At 41.8% G+C, this 18182-nt stretch carries 21 protein-coding genes; 3 read left to right on the top strand and 18 right to left on the bottom strand.

The features are described 5' to 3' along the window. Window positions 1-86 precede the first annotated feature (86 nt). The 6 genes from ACZ5GB_RS07630 to fabG all read right to left on the bottom strand — a co-directional run bounded on the left by ACZ5GB_RS07630 (window position 87) and on the right by fabG (window position 4981). Window positions 87-1037, bottom strand: a complete 951-nt coding sequence (locus ACZ5GB_RS07630) for a hypothetical protein (RefSeq protein WP_464326633.1) — start codon at window positions 1035-1037, stop codon at window positions 87-89. Beyond that, a complete protein-coding gene (locus tag ACZ5GB_RS07625; protein WP_464326632.1) occupies window positions 1034-1558 on the bottom strand; it encodes an FMN-binding protein in 525 nt (174 codons plus the stop codon). Before ACZ5GB_RS07625 ends, ACZ5GB_RS07630 begins: the two co-directional genes overlap by 4 nt. 138 nt (window positions 1559-1696) lie before the next feature. After that, a complete protein-coding gene (locus ACZ5GB_RS07620) occupies window positions 1697-3076 on the bottom strand; it encodes a DUF3373 domain-containing protein (RefSeq protein WP_464326631.1) in 1380 nt (459 codons plus the stop codon). 86 nt (window positions 3077-3162) lie between these two features. Beyond that, window positions 3163-3447 (bottom strand): DUF2325 domain-containing protein, encoded by a 285-nt coding sequence (locus ACZ5GB_RS07615; protein ID WP_464326630.1) that lies wholly within the window; start codon window positions 3445-3447, stop codon window positions 3163-3165. A 289-nt stretch (window positions 3448-3736) separates the two neighbouring features. Beyond that, window positions 3737-4222: a 2-amino-4-hydroxy-6-hydroxymethyldihydropteridine diphosphokinase gene (gene folK / locus ACZ5GB_RS07610; protein ID WP_464326629.1), complete on the bottom strand. Its 486-nt coding sequence runs from the start codon at window positions 4220-4222 to the stop codon at window positions 3737-3739. Window positions 4223-4231: 9 nt separating this feature from the next. Beyond that, the gene (gene fabG / locus ACZ5GB_RS07605; protein WP_464326628.1) at window positions 4232-4981 is read right to left on the bottom strand and encodes a 3-oxoacyl-[acyl-carrier-protein] reductase; all 750 of its coding nucleotides are present in this window, start codon (window positions 4979-4981) and stop codon (window positions 4232-4234) included. Window positions 4982-5000: 19 nt separating this feature from the next. Here fabG and nadD point away from each other — a divergent pair, with 19 nt between their 5' ends. Then, window positions 5001-5597, top strand: coding sequence for a nicotinate-nucleotide adenylyltransferase (gene nadD / locus ACZ5GB_RS07600; RefSeq protein WP_464326627.1), 597 nt, complete (start codon window positions 5001-5003; stop codon window positions 5595-5597). Here the strand turns inward: nadD and ACZ5GB_RS07595 are convergent. From ACZ5GB_RS07595 to fliG, 6 genes are read right to left on the bottom strand one after another with little or no spacing between them, the layout of a single operon-like run. Next, a complete protein-coding gene (locus ACZ5GB_RS07595) occupies window positions 5594-7372 on the bottom strand; it encodes a SulP family inorganic anion transporter (protein WP_464326626.1) in 1779 nt (592 codons plus the stop codon). The genes nadD and ACZ5GB_RS07595 overlap by 4 nt on opposite strands. Beyond that, the gene (locus tag ACZ5GB_RS07590; protein ID WP_464326625.1) at window positions 7369-7713 is read right to left on the bottom strand and encodes a PIN domain-containing protein; all 345 of its coding nucleotides are present in this window, start codon (window positions 7711-7713) and stop codon (window positions 7369-7371) included. Before ACZ5GB_RS07590 ends, ACZ5GB_RS07595 begins: the two co-directional genes overlap by 4 nt. Next, window positions 7701-9014: a glutamate-5-semialdehyde dehydrogenase gene (locus ACZ5GB_RS07585; RefSeq protein ID WP_464326624.1), complete on the bottom strand. Its 1314-nt coding sequence runs from the start codon at window positions 9012-9014 to the stop codon at window positions 7701-7703. The genes ACZ5GB_RS07590 and ACZ5GB_RS07585 overlap by 13 nt, the downstream gene beginning before the upstream one ends. Window positions 9015-9028: 14 nt before the next feature. Next, complete coding sequence (locus ACZ5GB_RS07580; RefSeq protein ID WP_464326623.1) at window positions 9029-10306, bottom strand: FliI/YscN family ATPase; 1278 nt, start codon at window positions 10304-10306, stop codon at window positions 9029-9031. Then, window positions 10278-10970, bottom strand: coding sequence for a FliH/SctL family protein (locus ACZ5GB_RS07575; protein ID WP_464326622.1), 693 nt, complete (start codon window positions 10968-10970; stop codon window positions 10278-10280). The genes ACZ5GB_RS07580 and ACZ5GB_RS07575 overlap by 29 nt, the downstream gene beginning before the upstream one ends. Further along, window positions 10963-11967 (bottom strand): flagellar motor switch protein FliG, encoded by a 1005-nt coding sequence (fliG, locus tag ACZ5GB_RS07570; RefSeq protein WP_464326621.1) that lies wholly within the window; start codon window positions 11965-11967, stop codon window positions 10963-10965. The genes ACZ5GB_RS07575 and fliG overlap by 8 nt, the downstream gene beginning before the upstream one ends. A gap of 20 nt (window positions 11968-11987) precedes the next feature. On the opposite strand from fliG, the gene ACZ5GB_RS07565 reads away from it, so the two are divergent. After that, window positions 11988-12674, top strand: coding sequence for a polysaccharide deacetylase family protein (locus tag ACZ5GB_RS07565; protein WP_464326620.1), 687 nt, complete (start codon window positions 11988-11990; stop codon window positions 12672-12674). Further along, complete coding sequence (locus ACZ5GB_RS07560) at window positions 12671-13714, top strand: glycosyltransferase family 4 protein (protein ID WP_464326619.1); 1044 nt, start codon at window positions 12671-12673, stop codon at window positions 13712-13714. The genes ACZ5GB_RS07565 and ACZ5GB_RS07560 overlap by 4 nt, the downstream gene beginning before the upstream one ends. On the opposite strand, the gene ychF is transcribed toward ACZ5GB_RS07560, so the two are convergent. The 6 genes from ychF to ACZ5GB_RS07530 are packed head-to-tail and all read right to left on the bottom strand — an operon-like array spanning window position 13704 to window position 18099. Continuing rightward, window positions 13704-14807, bottom strand: coding sequence for a redox-regulated ATPase YchF (ychF, locus tag ACZ5GB_RS07555; protein WP_464326618.1), 1104 nt, complete (start codon window positions 14805-14807; stop codon window positions 13704-13706). The two genes, ACZ5GB_RS07560 and ychF, sit on opposite strands and share 11 nt — an antisense overlap. Window positions 14808-14811: 4 nt before the next feature. Then, complete coding sequence (locus ACZ5GB_RS07550) at window positions 14812-15804, bottom strand: type II secretion system F family protein (RefSeq protein ID WP_464326617.1); 993 nt, start codon at window positions 15802-15804, stop codon at window positions 14812-14814. Further along, window positions 15801-16043, bottom strand: coding sequence for a hypothetical protein (locus tag ACZ5GB_RS07545; RefSeq protein ID WP_464326616.1), 243 nt, complete (start codon window positions 16041-16043; stop codon window positions 15801-15803). Before ACZ5GB_RS07545 ends, ACZ5GB_RS07550 begins: the two co-directional genes overlap by 4 nt. Before the next feature lie 3 nt (window positions 16044-16046). After that, the gene (locus tag ACZ5GB_RS07540) at window positions 16047-17138 is read right to left on the bottom strand and encodes a type IV pilus twitching motility protein PilT (protein WP_464326615.1); all 1092 of its coding nucleotides are present in this window, start codon (window positions 17136-17138) and stop codon (window positions 16047-16049) included. A 33-nt stretch (window positions 17139-17171) separates the two neighbouring features. Next, the gene (infC, locus tag ACZ5GB_RS07535; protein ID WP_464326614.1) at window positions 17172-17687 is read right to left on the bottom strand and encodes a translation initiation factor IF-3; all 516 of its coding nucleotides are present in this window, start codon (window positions 17685-17687) and stop codon (window positions 17172-17174) included. After that, window positions 17674-18099: a hypothetical protein gene (locus ACZ5GB_RS07530; protein WP_464326613.1), complete on the bottom strand. Its 426-nt coding sequence runs from the start codon at window positions 18097-18099 to the stop codon at window positions 17674-17676. The genes infC and ACZ5GB_RS07530 overlap by 14 nt, the downstream gene beginning before the upstream one ends. Window positions 18100-18182: the final 83 nt, after the last annotated feature.

Genomic DNA, 18182 nt, shown 5'->3' with positions numbered 1-18182 from the left:
TTGATTGAAATCATATTACATGCCTATTGACAATTTATTAAAAATGTATTAATATAAAGGCAATTAAACATACATTCCTGTCCTTTTCACACAATCATAGCAGGGTATTCTTCCTTCCTCAGAGAAAATACCAACACATAAAGGCTTAAAAATATGGCTGTGAGCTGAAAGGCCCAGAAGCTAAGGAGTTTAAGGTAAGCAAAGTATGGGTTAAATAGTATTAAAAGACTTGATAAATTGTCCAAAAAGGAAAAAAGAAAGACAGAAAAGCCTAAGATTATAGCCTTTTTCTTTTTAACGCCTGCAAAGGGTAAAAGGTGAGCAAGGATAAGGGAAAAAAGGGCCATGGTCAAAAGGTGTGGATAAAAAACCTTAAAAACACCTTGAAAGGTCTTTGGTTTTATAAAAAGGGAAGGATTTCCAAGGTAGTAATCCTTTATGCCCTCTATACCAAAGCCCATTTTGGAAAAGAAGTTTAAAAAGTTGGAAAGGAGAAAGAGAAGAAAAAATAGGGAAAATAAAAAGGTAAAATACCTTAAGGCCTTTGTTTTGGGTGGCCTGGCATCTTTAAGGACAAGACAGTAGAGATTGTAAAGGATTACAAAAAGTAAAAGCAATTGATAAACTATAAAGCTAAAAAGCTTTAACCACAAAAGAATTGGCCATTCAAGGAAGAATATAAGAAGGTCTGCACCTATGTAAAAAAGGGCAAAAAGGTTGGAAGAGAGAATTATAAAAAGCTTGAAGTTTTGATTTTGTCCAAAGAGGTTAAAGATGGAAAGGAGTGTGAGTAGCATAAGGCCGTGTAAGAAGAGGTTTATATGTATATCCTCCGATATTTGGGCTATGGATATTTTTTGAGGGAACTCTGGGTCCATAAAGTAGTACTTAAAGAGACTCTCATAGGAAAGGCCATACTTGCCATAAAAGCTTATCCAAGAGGCAATCCAAAAAAGAAGGGAAAAAATCAAAAAGGCAAGCACTGCATAGTAGAGGGCTTTGTTCCTCTTTATATCGGCGGAGATAAAGAACCTCACCTTTGGCCTCCGAAAAGCACCTGCCACATGGCTAAAACCTTCCTCGTGTTATCCGTTATGGCCCGTGCGGTAAGGGTGGCTCCTGTCATGTTGGGAATGTCCCTTTTTAGCCTTATGGGGTCCTTGTTTAGCTGCTTTCCTGCAAAGAGCTTGAGCCACCTTTCTTCTGGCATATACTCAAGAGGCTCATTAAAGGCCAAAACCTCTATCACATCAATCTTTCCCTCTGGTGTGATGGTGTATAGGACCACCTCAGGATGGGTCCTTACTATATGTGTATCCACATAGGCGTAGGCTATTAAAGTTCCTCCTCTTTTGACTATATACCAAGATACAAGCCTTGAATTTAACTTTACTCCAGATAGCTTTTCTATGGCAGATTGCTGTTCTGGTGTGAGGATTATGTTCTTTACTTCCACTTGGCTGTTTGGATATATCTCCCTAAGGGCCTTCTCGGGCCTATTAAAATCTCTTGCCGATATATCCGTTCCAAAAGAGAACAGAAAAACAAAAAAACTCAAAAAGAGGCACCACCTACACACTCTCATCATATTTTACTCCAAAAACAGAACATGTCATATCTACTAAAAATATTACTTAGTAGTTTTCTTACATAAGGCCCTCCCGCAGAGAGAGGGCACCAACAGAAGAAAGAGCCTTCAGAACATAAAGCCAAGCGTAAGCCTGTACTCATTCTCATCCTTTTTTGGAGAGCTGTAGTTGAGCCTTGCATAATCCGCTTTTATGGCAACCAAGGGATGAGGTTTGTAGGAAAGACCCACGTTGTACACCCTTAGCTTGTGTCCGTCGGGCTTTGAGTAGCCAGCAGGCACTTTACTGTGGGTGTCAAAGTCTTCATATATACCAAAAAGGTAAAGTTCTTGATTTTCTGGACCAAAGAGTCTAAATAGGTCATAGGCTACCTGTACATAAAAGCCCTTTTGTTCTTCTGGTACTATGTTATTTCCACCAATTGAACCCCCAAAAAGGTCCTGTGACATTTTTAAAGCATCATCCACTTTTACCAAAGCCCCCACAAGCCTTACATCCCACCCTGCATACTGCCACCATAGGTGTGGAGAAAGTATGGCAACAGAACCTACCTTTGTACCCCTTCTTAGATTAAGCTTTGAATCACTACCCCCCTTTGATTGAACATCCGCAAGGACAAAGGAACCACCCAAAATAACGTTGTACGGTAGCTTTAAATCTACTCTACCTGTAAAGCCAAGCCTATCCGCCACAGCCCTTGCACCCCTTTGCCTAACAGTTTTAAGAGGTTCCTTTGCATCATAATCTCCGCCACCCTTCAACATAAGGCCATTAATTAGATAGAACCTATAGTTTGCTGGACCTACCTGCCCATATACTCCAAGGCCCATCTCCTCCCATGTGGACATCATAATGCGCCTTTCAAAATAAGGTCTGTCTGCACTAGGAAATGTGGGTGGCTCATGAACTTCGTTTATAATACCCACTGGCATAAGCAAAAGGCCGCCCCTTACACCAAACTCTGGCCTAAATTGATAATCTAAATAGGCAAGTTCAGCCTTAAAGTATCCTCCTCCCGTACCTTGAGAACCAGAAGTAGAAGCATGTTCCAATTCAAGCTCTGAGTTGAACTTTAACTTTTCATCAAAGGCATAGCCCAGATAGATTATAAGCCTTTGCATATCCGCTATATTTTTTGCACCACCTCGTGCATTCACATCGTTATGCAAAAAAGTAAGCTCACCATAACCACCTATGGATACACCCCTTGGGGTAAAGTGCACCTTGGAGGCTGCAGGACCGAATCCATAATAGGATTTTATTTCAAGCTGCGGCATAGCAATCTCAAGCCTTAGTTTCCTTATCTCCTCCTTTATTGCTTCCGCTTCTCGTTTTGTTTCCTCTGCTTTCTTCTGCTCTTCCTTTAGCTTTTGCACTTCTTGCTGGAGCATTCTTATCTGATCTTCCAGCTGCTTAATTCGGTCTTCCGCTGGTTGGGCAAAAACGGCGCTAGAAAAAAGGGCAGTAGCTAAGAGAAACTTCTTCATGCTCTACCTCCTTATACAAAAATTGAGATTTGATAGCATAAAGTTTAAATAAATTGAAATCCACTGTCAATATGATTAGCCTCATATTATCTCTTTGCCTCCACAAGTCTTTTTATTTCTTTCTCCAAAGAACAAACACCGTGAGAGTGGCAAAAGATGCACCTTTCTTTGGCATAGCTTTTGGCAAGCTTTACCATGTTGTGGCCCACAAGCCCTGTAAAGATTATTATCCAATCGGCGCAGGCAAGGACGCTGTCTATGTTTTGTTGCGTTTCTTGATTGATAAACCTTATGTCTAAGCCATAGCGTTTGGAAAGCTCTTTTATCCTACCTTTCATCCTATCATGCCCACCAAGGACTAATAGCTTCATAGCACGCCCTCCTAATTGATATTGAGTATAAATTTTATCAAAGGATGAGAAGGCATAAAATGATTTTTCTCATGCTTTACTTAAAAGATTTTTAGTATGTTTGTCTACCAGGTCTAGCTATTATGTAAAGGAAATGATTAAAAAACAGTAACACACGTTGTATGCAAAGCAGGTACACCATTCATAACAGGACAAGCCCAGCAAGATAAAAATGCGGATACACTAAAAGGTGGTAAAAAATTGCTACAGTTTTTAAAAGATATGTGAAGCAAAAGCTGGGTTATGCAGTTTAAATCAAAAGGCAGGCGAAGGGTAAAAGGCTATTCTTTACCTTTTCTGCATAATCCTTTAACTTTATCTTGCTAATTGGATGCACAATGTCTGGATTTAGTTCCAACAGTGGAAAGAGGAAAAAGTCCCTTTCTGTAAGGTATATATGTGGGATATGTAAAAAGCTTAACATGATTATGTGGTTCTCATAGAGTAGTATGTCAAGGTCTATCTCCCTTGGTCCCCATCTCTCCCTTGGTTTTCTTCCTGCCTTTTCTTCAATTTCTTTTAGAACCTCTAAAAGTCCTATGGGTTCAAGATCTGTATAAAATTCCAAAACACCGTTTAAAAACTCCGGCTGGTCTATCTTCCCCCATGGCTGGCTTATGTATAGGGTGGATACCTTCTTGATTGAACCATATTCTTTTAAAAACTCAAAGGCTTTTAATATATACTCAAGCCTATCCCCCCAATTGCTGCCAAAGGCTATATAACATACAGGCATAAGAAAAGGTTAATACATTCCACCGTTTACGTGTATAATCTCTCCAGTTATATAGCTGGCATAGTCCGAGCAAAGGAAAAGCACAGCGCCAGCCACATCCTCGGGCTTTCCAAACCTTCCCAAGGGTATGCTTTTAAGATAGTTCTGTTTTAGTTCTTCACTTAGCACCGCCGTCATGTCCGTTTCTATAAAGCCCGGTGCTATGGCGTTTACCGTTATGTTTCTGCTTGCCAGTTCTTTGGCAAGGCTTTTGGTAAAACCAATAAGGGCAGACTTGGTAGAAGAGTAGTTCACTTGACCCACATTGCCGGTAAAGCCCACCACAGAGGATATGTTTATTATCCTGCCCCAACGGTTTTTTAGCATGGCCTTTATTGCCAAAGAAGTTATCAAAAAGGTGCCTGTCAGATTTACCCTTATTACCTCTTCCCAGTCTTCAAGGGACATCCTCAAGAAGAGCTTATCCCTTGTTATGCCTGCGTTATTTATGAGTATATCCACACCACCCCAGGCATTTTCTATCTTTGCGTAGGCCTCTCTTATAGATTCTTCCTTGCCCATATCCATAGCCACTCCGAGGGCTTCTACCCCAAAGCTATCAGATAGGCTTTTTGCCACATCCTCCGCCTTTGAGCTGTCTCTTCCTGTTATAACCACTTTGGCACCAGCCTTGGCAAGAAATTCGGCTATGGCTTTACCTATACCACGTGTAGAACCAGTAATTAAGGCCCTTTTGCCCGACAAGTCTATGCAAAGCATGGTAAGATTTTAACATAGCATGAGGCTTTTCTTCGGTGGAAGCTTTGACCCTGTGCATGTGGGCCATTTACTTGTAGCAAGGGATGTAAAAGAGGCTTTGGGCTTTGAAAAGGTTATATTTTTACCAGCCTTTCAGGCACCCTTAAAAGAACCTCACCTTGCAAGCCCACAGGATAGATTAACCATGTTAAAGCTTGCTATCAAAGGCCTTGAGGATTTTGAAGTTAGCACCATGGAAATAAAAAGAGGTGGTATTTCTTATACGGTGGATACAGCAGAAGAAATATACAAAAACTTTGGAGAAAGGCCCTTTTTCTTGGTGGGTGCGGATAGCTTTCTAAGCCTACATCTTTGGAAAGAACCTATCAAACTTCTTTCTTTGGCTCGTTTTGTGGTGGTAGATAGGGATGGAAAGGGAAAAAAGGTAAAGGATTATGTAAAGGAAAACTTTTCAAGTTTAAAGGAAGGGACGGATTTTTTCCTTTTGTCTATTAGGAGAATAGATGTGTCTTCAACGGAGATAAGGGAAAGGGTAAAGGAGGGCAAAAGTATAAAATGGATGGTTCCCCAAGAGGTAGAAGACTACATCCTTGAAAAGGGTCTATATAAAGCCTAAGCTATCTTCTCCAAGGGCTTAAAATCTGCCTCTTTCACACTCCAGCACTCCTTAAATATGGCGTAGGGGCATTTTCTCCTACAGTATTCATGGTCAAGCTTTTTAAAGAGTTCTACGATAGATTGACCCTTAGAATCAAAGATGTTATCCGGGTCTATATGCTTGTCTATATCCAACCTTTCCAGCAATGGATATATGGTGCATCCTATATTGGCAAGGGCTGGCTCTATGCCCATGGCCTTGATCCTGTCAAGAAGCCTTATAAGAACAAGACTTCCGGAAGCATCCATATAGTTAACCGCCTCAAGGTCAAGCAAGACAAACCTTAAGGTCTTTTTGCGTTCTTCTACCTTTTCAAGTATATATTCATACACATACTCCGCATTGCCAAAGTAGAGGGACATGTTGGGCCTTATGTAGAGTATTTGGGGACATTCTGGTAATTTTTCCCTTTCTGCGTTTACAAAGGTGGAGGACTTGGGGTTCCTTGTAAGCACCACTATCCTTGGATACATGGTCTTATAGACAAAGCTTCCAAAGGCTATGAGGGTTCCAAGGGTTATGGCTACCCAAAGGTCCATAAAGAAAACGGTTATAAAGGTAATACCCGCCACTATGCCGTCCGTTGGGTTTATCCTATATAGCCTTATTATCTCCTGTGGTCTTATGAGGTTTATTACGGCCGATAACACTATGGCCGATAGGGTGGCCTTGGGAAGATAGTAAAAGAGGGGTGCAAGGAAGAGCAAAGTAAGGCCTATCACAAGGCAGGTTATCACGCTGGCTATGGGTGTTTTGGCTCCAAGCTGATAGTTCAAGGCGGACCTTGAGAAAGAACCCCCCACAGGAAAGCCTTTAAAAAGACCGGCCACTATGTTGGCAAGCCCTTGGCCTATAAGCTCTTGGTTTGGGTCCCATCTGTCTCCAGCTTTTATGGCAAGCTGTTTGGCAATGGCTACTGCCTCCATAAGTCCAAAGGCTGAAATGATAATGGCACCTACCCATAGTTGAGATATGCTTCTATAATCTGCAGAAGGAATTTCCAAAGAGGGAAGGCCGCTTGGCACTTCACCAACCAAAGAAACGCCAAAATTTTGAAGGTTAAAGAAGTATGAGATCAAGGATGTGGCTATCACCGCCAACAAAGCACCGGGAACCAAAGGACTTATCTTTCTTGAAAGCCATATTATTACATAAGCTAAAACACCTATGATAAATGTATATGGGTTCGTTTGAGATAGTTTGCTAATTATATCTGAGACAACTTCGTATATGTGGGTGCTTTGAGTGATCTTAAAGCCCAAAAGGTGGCCAAACTGGCTTAAAGCTATCACAAGAGCGCCTGCACTTGTAAATCCAACTATAACGCTGGTAGATATAAGTTCCACCACAAAGGCAAGTTTGAGAAGGCCTACTACAAGCCTTATAAAGCCCACCATAAGTGCCAACACACCTGCAAGAGCTATCCATTTATCACTTCCAGGCTCTGCAAGCCCATACAGGGCAGAGCTAGTAAGTAGTGCAGTCATTGCAACGGGGCCTGTGGCCAAAAACCTGGAACTTCCAAAAAGAGCTGCCACTATAACAGGCAAAAAGGAGGCATAAAGGCCATGTATGGGGGGCATGCCAGCAAGTAAGGCATAGGCCATAGACTGAGGCACAAGCACTGCAGCAACTGTAAGACCGGCTATAAGGTCCCTAACAAACTTATCCTTATCGTAGGATTTTAACCATGGTAAAAAGGGTGCAAGGTCAAGGGTGATGTTTACTTTCATAGCTCCAACCTCTTCACTTTGAATTTTTCGTATTGCACTTGCTTCAAAGCCTGCAAGAGGTCCATGCCTTGTGAGTAAAAGTCCAAGGCCCTTTCAAAGTCCGATTTTCCCTCCACTTTAAACAGCCTATCCTCCAAAAGCGTTCTCAAGCTTTTTACTATCCTCTCCCTATCTATGCCAAAGCTGTATTCAAAAAGGTAGGCAAGTTCCAAAAGTGTGTATACAGACAAAAAAACCTTGCCCTTTTTCCTTTCCACTTCCCTAAGGTACCTCTCCAGCTTTTCTGCTCTTTCTCCTTTAGTCAAAAAATCTATAAGGTCCTGCGTGTCTATGGCATCCATTGGGGTGGAACCTCCACATTATCCCTTACCTGGCCGTTGCCAAAGATGATAAACTTCTGGATGGTCAATTCTTCAAGGGCCATGGGACCCCTTGCATGTATCTTATCGGTAGAAATACCCATCTCAGCTCCAAGGCCAAACTCATTACCGTCTGTAAAGCGCGTTGAAGCATTTACATAAACCGCCGCCGAATCCACCTCCTTTATAAACCTCATGGCCTTTGTGTAGTTTTCTGTGATTATGGCATCGGAGTGCTTTGACCCATATTTTTCTATAAACTCTATGGCCTCATCAAGGCTTCCCACCGTTTTTACCGCCAGGATTAGGTCCAAAAACTCTTCATAGTAGTCCTCTTCTGTGGCTGGCACAGCCTTTACATGGGAAAGTTCTGGCATGGATTTTATTATCTGTAAGCTCTCTTCATCGCACCTTAGCTCCACGCCAGCCTTTCCAAGGATGTCTGCCATTTTTGGCCAAAAGGTATTAAGGAGGCTTCTATGAATTACTAAGTTTTCCACCGCATTACAGACAGAGGGCCTTTGCACTTTGGCGTTATAAACTATGTGATATGCCTTTGTAAGGTCCGCCTCCTCATCCACGTATATATTGCAAACCCCTTTATAGTGCTTTATAACTGGCACTCTTGCGTTCTCCGCCACAGCCCTTATTAGGCTTTCCCCACCTCTTGGAATGGCCACATCCACTTTTCCTTCCATCTTAAGTATGTCCCAAACTATCTCCCTCTCTGGCCTGTCTATAAACTGCACCGCCTCTTCTGGAAAGCCCGTTTCTCTACAAGCTCTATGTATTATTTCCACGAGGGCCCTGTTGGAGTTTATAGCTTCCTTGCCACCCCTCAAAAGCACCGCATTGGAGGATTTCATACACAGGGAAGCCGCCTCTATGGTTACGTTAGGCCTTGCCTCATAGATTATGAAGATGAGGCCAAGGGGAACTCTCATCCTTCCCACTTGAAGGCCGTTGGGAAGGGTCCACATGCGCGTGATCTCACCCACCGGGTCGGGCAAAGATGCCACATCCTTTAGCACCTTTATCATACCATCTATGCGCTTATCATTGAGAAGGAGCCTGTCTATGAGGGCTGAGGATAAGCCTTGGGATTTACCATATTCTATGTCTTTTGCATTTTCTTCCTTTATAAAGTCTCTATTGGCATCTAAAAGTTCGGCAGCTTTAAGGAGTGTTTTGTTCTTTATCTCCGTATTCAAAGATATAAGTTTTCTAAGCGTTGACCTTGCACGTTCTACCTTTTCTTCCGCATAGCTCTTGAGGTCCACCATAGTAAGGTAATATTTTATAACAACTTCTCATAAAGGCTTTTAAGGTCTCTAAGACTTTCTTCAAAGCTTACCTTTTCTCCTACCTTCTGCACAAAAAACTTGTTTATCTCTTCTTTATGTCTTATTACCTTATCCACCATAGGATTGCTTCCTGGAGTGTAAAGCCCAAGGTTTACCATATCCTCCATAGACTCATAAACACTAAAAAGCTCTCTCAAGTACATGGCCATTTTCATATGTTCTTGGCTTACTATCTGTGGCATGAGCCTGCTAAGGCTTCTTATGGGGTCTATGGCTGGGAAAATCCCTGCGTTGGCCCTTTTCCGGGAAAGGATGATATGGCCGTCAAGCACGGCCATAAGGGAATCTGCCACAGGGTCCAAACTAATATCATCACCTTCCACAAGCACGCTGAATATGCCGGTTATGCTACCATTGCCAAAGTTTCCACAGCTCTCTACCACTTTGGAAAGAAGGTAAAAAACCGACGGCGTGTATGCCTTCATGGTTGGTGGCTCGCCCGCAGATAGGCCTACCTCCCTCTGAGCCATAGCAAGCCTGGTGATAGAATCCATAACAAGGAGTACATCCATACCTTTTTCGGCCAAATACTTGGCGTGGACCAAGGCGCTTATGGCACCTTTTACCTTTAGAATGGGCGTCTGGTCTGAGGTGGTGGCTATCACTATGCTTTTCCTTCTTCCCTCCTCTCCAAGCACATCCTCTAAAAACTCCTTTACCTCCCTTCCCCTTTCACCTATAAGGGCAAGCACCACCGCATCCGCTTTGCTGTTCCTTACAATCATGCCCAAAAGGGTGCTTTTGCCCACACCAGCACCAGCAAATATGCCCACCTTTTGACCCTTACCAAGCGTAAAGAGGCCGTTAATAGGTCTTATACCACAATCAAAAACATCTTTTATTCTTTCCCTTTGTAGTGGATTTATATCTTCTAAAAGTATGGGCCTTTTTTCTCCCTTTAGCTCTGCACCACTAAGTAAACTCCTACCAAAGGGGTCAATAACCTCACCCAGTAGGCCTACCCCACATACCGTAGATACATGTTCCTTTTTTATCCATACCCTATCGCCAGCTCTTACTCCCCATATATGGCTAAAGGGCATAATAATGCATCGGTCTTCATTAAATCCTATAATTTCGCCTTCTATAGGATAGTTCCTCTGATTGTAGATTATCACATGGTCTCCAATGGCGCCATCTGTGTTATAAGCTTCAAGATAAACTCCACTTGCCTTGTAAACCTTATGATAGACCCTGAAGACCCCTCTCATCCCTCATATCCTCTATAATATCTTGCAATAAATCCTCATACCTTCTTTCTATCCACAACTTTTGAGTCTCTATTATAAATTCCCCTTCATTAAGCTCTTCTCTTACCATTGGATTTATAGAAAAGAAGCCTTCGGCTCTTTCTTTTAACTTTTCCAAATAAGGGTTTATTCTTTGAAAATCCGTAGGATTGAGGTAAAGGTTTATTTCCCCTTTTAAATCTATGCCCGATTCAAAAACCTTTGACAAGGCACGCACAAGAGCTTCTTCCTTTGGTAAAACATCTGCAAGTAAAAGTCTTTTCAATATGTTAATTGCAAAATTTATAGCTTCATTTTTTGCGTTTTCCTTTTCCTTTGAAAGCATTTCCAACATATTGTTTAAAATATTTTCCATAAAATTATCAAGCCTTTCTTTATCTTCAAGCTTTTTAAGGAGATTGCTTTTCTCTTCTATAAGTTTTCTTCTTTCTTCTTCTAAGGAACTTATTGCCAAATTCAACCTATATATCTCTTCACTTAGCTTTTCTATTTCTGCTTTGTAATTTGACTCTACGTCTTCGCATGGATTTATTTCCTTTTCAACCTCTTTTTTAGGATGTTTTTCTTCTTCCACCGAGTCTATATAGTTAGGATGATATAAAAGTTTAAATTCTTCTTTATACATATGCTTCTCCGCCAGATATGTCTATCACTCCTTGCTCCGCCAAACTCTTTATAACCTTTACCACCTGCTTTTGTGCCTTTTCTACCTCCGAAGCCTTTACTGGTCCAAGAGCTTCCATATCCTCCCTCATAATATCTGCAGCCTTCTTTGACATATTGGAGAAAAACTTTTCTTTTATATCTTCTGGTGCACCCTTGAGAGCTACTATAAGCGTGCTTTTATCTACAGCCTTCAGTATTTCCACTATGGCCCTGTTATCCAGCTTCCTTATGTCTTCAAAGGTAAACATCTTTTCTTTTATCTTTTCCGACAGATAAGGGTCTTCTTCATCAAGCTTAGAAAGTATCTTATTGGTTGTATCCTTATCCAGTATATTTAAAAGTTCTGCTGCAAGGCTTATTCCCTCCATCTTTTGCATTATACCGCTCACACCCATACTCCTTATCTCTTCAGCCAAAACCTCTATAAGTTCTCCAAAGAACTCTGGGGATATGTTCTCAAGAGTTGCAAGCCTTTTTACCACTTCTACAGATAGGCTATCTGGTAGCTGTTTTAATATCTCTGCAGACTTGGCAGGGCTAAGTTGAGAAAGTACCACTGCTATGGTTTGAGGATGTTCATTTCTTAGAATACTTGCCAATACTTTACTGTCTACTTTTTCAAGCTCTTGAAAGCTCTTTATAAGGTTTGAACTGCTAAGAAATTCATATATTTTGGCAAACTTATCCGGGGGTAGAACCTTTCTGGCAAATTCAAGAAGCTTATCCATATCCGGGCTTAGGAAGGTGGTTGCCTTGTATTCCTCTATGAACTCCTTTGCTATCTCCTCTATATCTTTGAGTGTTATACCTTCAAGGCTTGTGGCATGCATTATTATCTCTTGTATCTCATCATCGGAAAGCTCTTTCATAATTTCCACAGCCACCTGTGGTGGCATGGCCATAAGAAGTATGGCTGCCTTTTGAGCTTTTGTAAGCTTACTCCTAACCTCTGGCATGGATATAAAATTATAAACTTGTGAGTACAAAAATTCTAACTTACCACAACGTAGGAAAACCTCCTAAGGGAGCAAAGTTAAAAACACTTTTTGTTGGTAGAGAACAGTTAAAAAGACAGGTAAAGCTTCTTAAGTTTATGGGCTTTAACTTTCTCAGCTTAGGGGACCTATTATTAAACAAGAATACTAAAAAAGGAGTTTTGCTTACCTTTGACGATGCCTATCTGGATTTTTGGGAGAATGCCCTTCCTACCTTTATGGAGCTAAAGGTCAGATGTGTGATCTTTGTGCCTGTGGCTCTTGTGGGAAGCTACAATCAGTGGGACCATGAACGCATAAGAGTCAAAAAGCCTATAATGAACTGGGGACAGATAAAAGAGCTTCATAGCCTTGGCTTTGAGATAGGCTCTCATAGTCTTACACACCCCTACCTTTCAAAGATAGACCCACAAAAGGCATGGGAGGAGATATACACTTCAAAAGTTATTCTTGAAGACAAGCTTGGAACAGAGATAAGGGCCTTCTGTTATCCCTACGGAGACTACAACCAACGAATAAAGGACATGGTCCAAAGGGCTGGCTATAGCATAGCCTTTACCACAAGGCATGGAAGCTTTGAAGAGAGTGAAAACCTCTTTGAGGTAAGACGTATAACCATCTTTGGCAACGACTTTCTTCCAAAGTTTTTGTATAAGGTTCTACTATGAAGATAGCATGGCTAAACGGCAATCCAAACCCCAACTTTGGCGGCACAGAGCTTCACACCATACAGATGGTAAAGGAACTTTCAAAGGAAGGCATTGATGTGGTACTTATCTGTGCAAAAGGCTCTTACGTGGACAAACACACAGAGGGCATAAAAAAGTACCACCTTTCTTTTCCAAACAGCCTTGCTCTCCTTAGCACCATAAGGCTTGCCAAGTTGCTAATAAAGGAAAAGCCAAAGCTTATTATAGCCAACAACGGAAAAGAGTATGTGAACGCCCTCTTGGCGGGCAAAATGGCTGGAATAAAGGTAATCTTTTTCAGACACATGGAAAGGATGAAGGAGTGGATGGTAAGGAAGTTTGTCTTTCCCTATGTGGATAGGTTTTTTGCGGTAAGCGAGCGTGTGAAAGAAAACCTTATAAAGGAAGGCGTAAAGCCAGAAAGGATAAAAGTAATTTACAACCTTATAGAAGAGGCACGTTTTGGCTACGCAGAAAAGGAAGAAGGCAAGATAAACTTTCTCTTTGTGGGCAAAGTGGATAGGGGAAAGGGCATTTTTGACTTCCTTGAAGCCTTTTATAAGTTGTCATTGGAAAGAAAAGACATAGAAGCTTACGTGGTGGGCGATGGGAAGGCCATGGGTGAGGTGAAAAGCTTTATAGAAAAGTATGGCCTCAAAGACAAAGTCCATCTTGTGGGTTATACGCCAAGGGTGGAGGACTACTATAAGATGGCCCATGTCTGTGTAATACCCTCAAGGAACACAGAGGCCATGCCAAGGGTGGTTATAGAAGCCCTGGCTTGTGGATGTGCCTTGGTAGTCTCGGATGTGGGAGGTATTAAGGAAGCTGTAGAAGAGGATAAAAACGGCTATGTCTTTAAGGTAGGTGATGTGGAAGACCTCAAAGAAAAGATGAAGAAGGCCACAGAAAGGTGGAAGGACTTTTCCATGCATTCATACAACTTGTACAAAAGAAAATTTTCAAGGGACGTGGTTTTAAAAAGCTTCATAAAAGAGCTTGAAGAGCTTACACATTGAAGCGGAAATACACAATATCCCCATCCTTTATCTCATAGTCCTTTCCCTCAAGCCTTACCAAGCCAAGCTCCTTTGCCTTGCTAAGGGACCCAACCTTTATGTAATCCTCATAGTTTATCACCTCTGCAGCTATAAAGCCTCTTTCAAAGTCAGAGTGTATTTTGCCTGCGGCCTGTGGAGCCTTTGTGCCTTTCTTTACCGTCCAAGCCCTTGTCTCTTTCTCTCCAGCGGTGAAAAAGGTGATAAGGTCCAAAAGCTTGTATGCTTCTCTTATTAGCCTGTTTAGCCCCGGTTCTTCAAGACCATAGGATTTTAAAAGCTCCTCCTTTTCTTCTGGTTCAAGGCCTATAAGTTCTTCTTCCAGCTTGGCGCATATTAGCACGGCGGGAGACCCCTCTTCCTTGGCATACTCAAAGACCCTCTTGCTAAACTCATTCCCTTCTGGCAAATCCTTCTCGCTCACGTTTGCCACATACATCAAGGGTTTGGCCGTAAGCAGGAAAAGGTTCCTTTTTGCATAGTCCAAGACCTCTGGATCCAAGTTCTTTGCATGCCTCCTTATAGGCTCCATCTTTTCAAGTATGGACCTTATTGACTCAAGCATATTTAGCTCTTCCTTTGCCTTCTTGTCTCCAATCCTTGCCATCTTCTCCACCTTCTCCATCCTTTTTTCTACTGTTTCTAAGTCCTTGGCTATTAGCTCAAGGTCTATTATCTGGGCATCTCTTATAGGGTCTACCGAACCTTCCACATGCACCACCTCTGGGTTTTCAAAGCACCTTAGCACCATGGCTATGGCGTCCACTTCCCTTATGTGAGCCAAAAACTGGTTTCCAAGGCCTTCACCCTTGCTGGCGTTGCGCACAAGACCTGCAATATCCACAAACTCTATAAAGGTAGGCACCACCCTTTTTGACCTTTCAAGCCTTGCTATCTCATAGAGCCTTTTGTCTGGCACCTCCACAGTGCCTACGTTTGGCTCTATGGTGCAAAAGGGGTAGTTGGCTGCGGCAGCCTTTGCCGCCTGTATTAGGGCATTAAAAAGGGTAGACTTTCCTACGTTTGGTAGTCCTACAATCCCTACGCTAAGCATAAGTTTAAGATTTTATCAGTTCTCCCATCTTAAAGATGGGCAAATATAAGGCTATGAGTATTAAACCTACCACTCCACCTATAAACACAATAAGCATAGGCTCTATAAGCTTTATCATACCTTCCACGGCCTTGTCAAACTCGTCTTCGTAAAATCTGGCTATTGTGTCAAGCATCTCATCCAGTCTACCTGTATCCTCGCCAACTCTAACCATAGCAATTATAAGCTTTGGGAACATGCCAGTTTTTTCAAGAGCCTTGTGCATTGGAGCTCCTTCAATAACATCCTTTTTGGCAGCCTCCAAAGCTTCTCTTATCCTTACATTACCAGCAACTTGACCAGCTATCTCAAAAGCTCTTTCAAGAACAACACCACTGGAAAAGAGAGTGGCCATTGTCCTTGCAAACCTGGCCATGGTGCTTTTGACCACCAAATCCCCCATCTTGGGAGCCCTTAGCATAAAAGAATGGACTGCCCTTCTAAACTGGTAAACATTTTTCATAAGGAACCTAAAAAGGAAAGAAAAGCCTATGATAAAAGCTAAAATTGGCAATAAACTTGACCTTAGAGCGTTGGATGCTGCTATTAACATCTGTGTAGGTAGTGGTAGCTCACCGCCAAGGGAGTTGTATATTTCTGCAAAGGTAGGCACAAGGAAGTATAGGATGCCTGTAACTATGACCGTGGCTATTATCACTACAAAGGTGGGATAAAAGGATGCACTTTTTATCTTGTTTTTTATAGAAGCCATCTTTTCATAGTAATCAGCTGCTCTTATAAGGGCAATGTCAAGATTACCAGTCTCCTCACCCACCTTAACAAGGTTTACTATGAATTCTGTGAACACAGAAGGAAACTCTGCCATAGAATTGGATATGGGTTTTCCTTCACTAACCATTATTGCCACCTTCTTGCTTGCTTCAGCAAGCCTCTTATTTGGCAGCTGTTCTGACAGTATGTTTAAAGCATCTATAAGGTTGAGTCCAGCATTTATCATCGTTCCCAATTGTCTACAAAATATGGAAAGGTCTCTGTCGCTAACCCTTGATCCAAAAGGCAAAGATAGTTTAAAAGCACCTCTTCCCTCTTTTTTTCTTCCTCAAGGTTTATTACCTGTATTATGGTTAGACCCTTTTGTTGTAAATCTGTTATCAAAGCTTCTTGACTCGGATATTCTCCCTCACTTTCCACAAAAGACCCCATCTCATCAAAGGCCTTATACCTATACTTTGGCATCTTTTAGCCTCCCCTTCTAATCATATTTTCAAGCTCTTTCACATCCGGAGAGTATTTATAGGCATCTTCCAAGGTTATAAGCCCAGATTTGTAAAGTGAATAAAGAGACTGGTTCATCGTTTGCATACCCGTTTGCGCCTGTCCGCTTTGCATAATAGCGTATATTTGCTGAAGCTTATTCTCTCTTATAAGATTTCTTATAGCAGTGTTGGGTATCATAAGTTCATAAGCAAGAACCCTTCCACCACCTATCTTTGGAATGAGCCTTTGGGATATAACACCTTGAAGGACAAAAGAAAGCTGGACTATAACCTGTGCTTGTTGTTGTGGCGGGAAAACATCCACTATCCTTGTTATGGTGGATACAGCCGTGTTTGTATGAAGCGTTCCAAAAACTAAGTGACCTGTTTCTGCTGCCCTCAAAGCTATCTCAATGGTTTCCAAGTCCCTCATCTCTCCAACCAATATAACGTCCGGGTCCTCTCTAAGGGCAGCCCGCAGGGCATCTGCAAAGCTATGCACATCTTCCCCAATCTCCCTCTGGTTAACTATGCTCTTTTTGTGATGAAAGACATACTCTATGGGGTCTTCTATGGTTATTATGTGGTGTGGGAAGTTTTGGTTTATGTAATCTATAAGAGAAGCAAGCGTTGTACTTTTACCAGAACCCGTTGGACCTGTAACCAGAACAAGGCCCATACTTTTATGGCAAAGCTCTAAAACTTTTTCCGTAAGGCCCAACTCTTTCACACTCATTATCTTGTTTGGCAGTCTTCTAAAGGCAGCCGCTACAGAACCCCTTTGCATAAAAACGTTCGCCCTAAACCTGCCTATATCCTTTACACCAAAGGAAAAGTCTACTTGACCCTTTTCCTCAAGGGTTTTTCTGTGTTTTTCAGACATCACAGAATAAGCAATTCGTTGGGTCATCTCTGGAGTCAATATGGGATATTCCATAAGCGGAGTTATCTTACCATCAATACGCAATGCTGGCCTTGCACCGGCCGTTATGTGAATATCAGAAGCATTAGCCCTAAGGGCCTTTTGAAGTATATCTATAAGCCTTATTTCAGTAGTGGCATTAGCCGGTGTCATATCACCCTCCTCAGTTATCTTTAATTATAAATTTCACTTCTTTTTAGGTAGCAGTGAAAAAACAAGGAAATTGCCCTCTTTTTTAACAGGAGACTCAAGCTGACCCACATCGGATAACTCTTCTATTATCCTATTCACCAGTTTATCGCCCAGCTCGGGATGGAGGTGTTCTCTTCCTCTAAAGCGTATCCTGACTCTGACCTTGTCCCCATCCATAAGAAACTCTCTCATATGTTTAAGCTTCACCTTAAGGTCGTGTTCGTCAATCCTTAGGGAGAGCATCATATCTTTCACTTCAATAGCATGTTCCCTTTGCTTTTTCTTTGCCTCCTTTTCCTTCTTTTTTAGCTCATACAAGAACTTTCCATAATCCAGTATTTTGCACACAGGCGGGTTTGCGTTGGGGGCTATCTCTACTAAGTCCAGCCCCTTCTCACTGGCTATCCTTAAGGCTTCTTGCAAAGGAACTATGCCTATCTGCTTGCCATTCTCGTCTATAAGCCTTACCTCTTTTGCTCTTATCTGTCTGTTTACCCTATACTCCTGCAAAGGCACCTCCTTTTAGTTTTTTGAAAAGTAAATAAAAGGAAAAAAGAAAATTTATAAAAAGTAAAAGGGTAGAAAGCATAGAAACCCTTCTAAAAACCACCCTTTTGGGGTCCCTGTAGTCAATAAGGTCTATATTTCCAAGCTCTTTTTTGTATTTTTTCAGCCAGTATGATACTCCCACGTTCAAGCCAAGACCCAGCATGAGAAGTAGTGTATATATTCTCTCATCTCCTAAAATAAGATAAAACATAAGCAACAAAAAAGCAACCTTATAAAACCTCCACAGTATTGTCCCATAGAACCTACCCGCAAGGTTTTTGTTTTCTTCCACCCTTAGCAGGGAAGGAGCAACTATAAAGACTATGGAAAAAAGTAGGCCTACATATAGTGAGAGCAAAACTTCAGGACGCATAGTGTAAATTCTTGTAAACCCCTACCAGCCCAATTTCTAGACTAAAAACTTTAATACTCATAGTCCTGTCTTTAATTATACTA

This window comes from Hydrogenobacter subterraneus (genome assembly GCF_055390195.1).
This window is presented reverse-complemented; position numbering and strand designations above follow the sequence as displayed.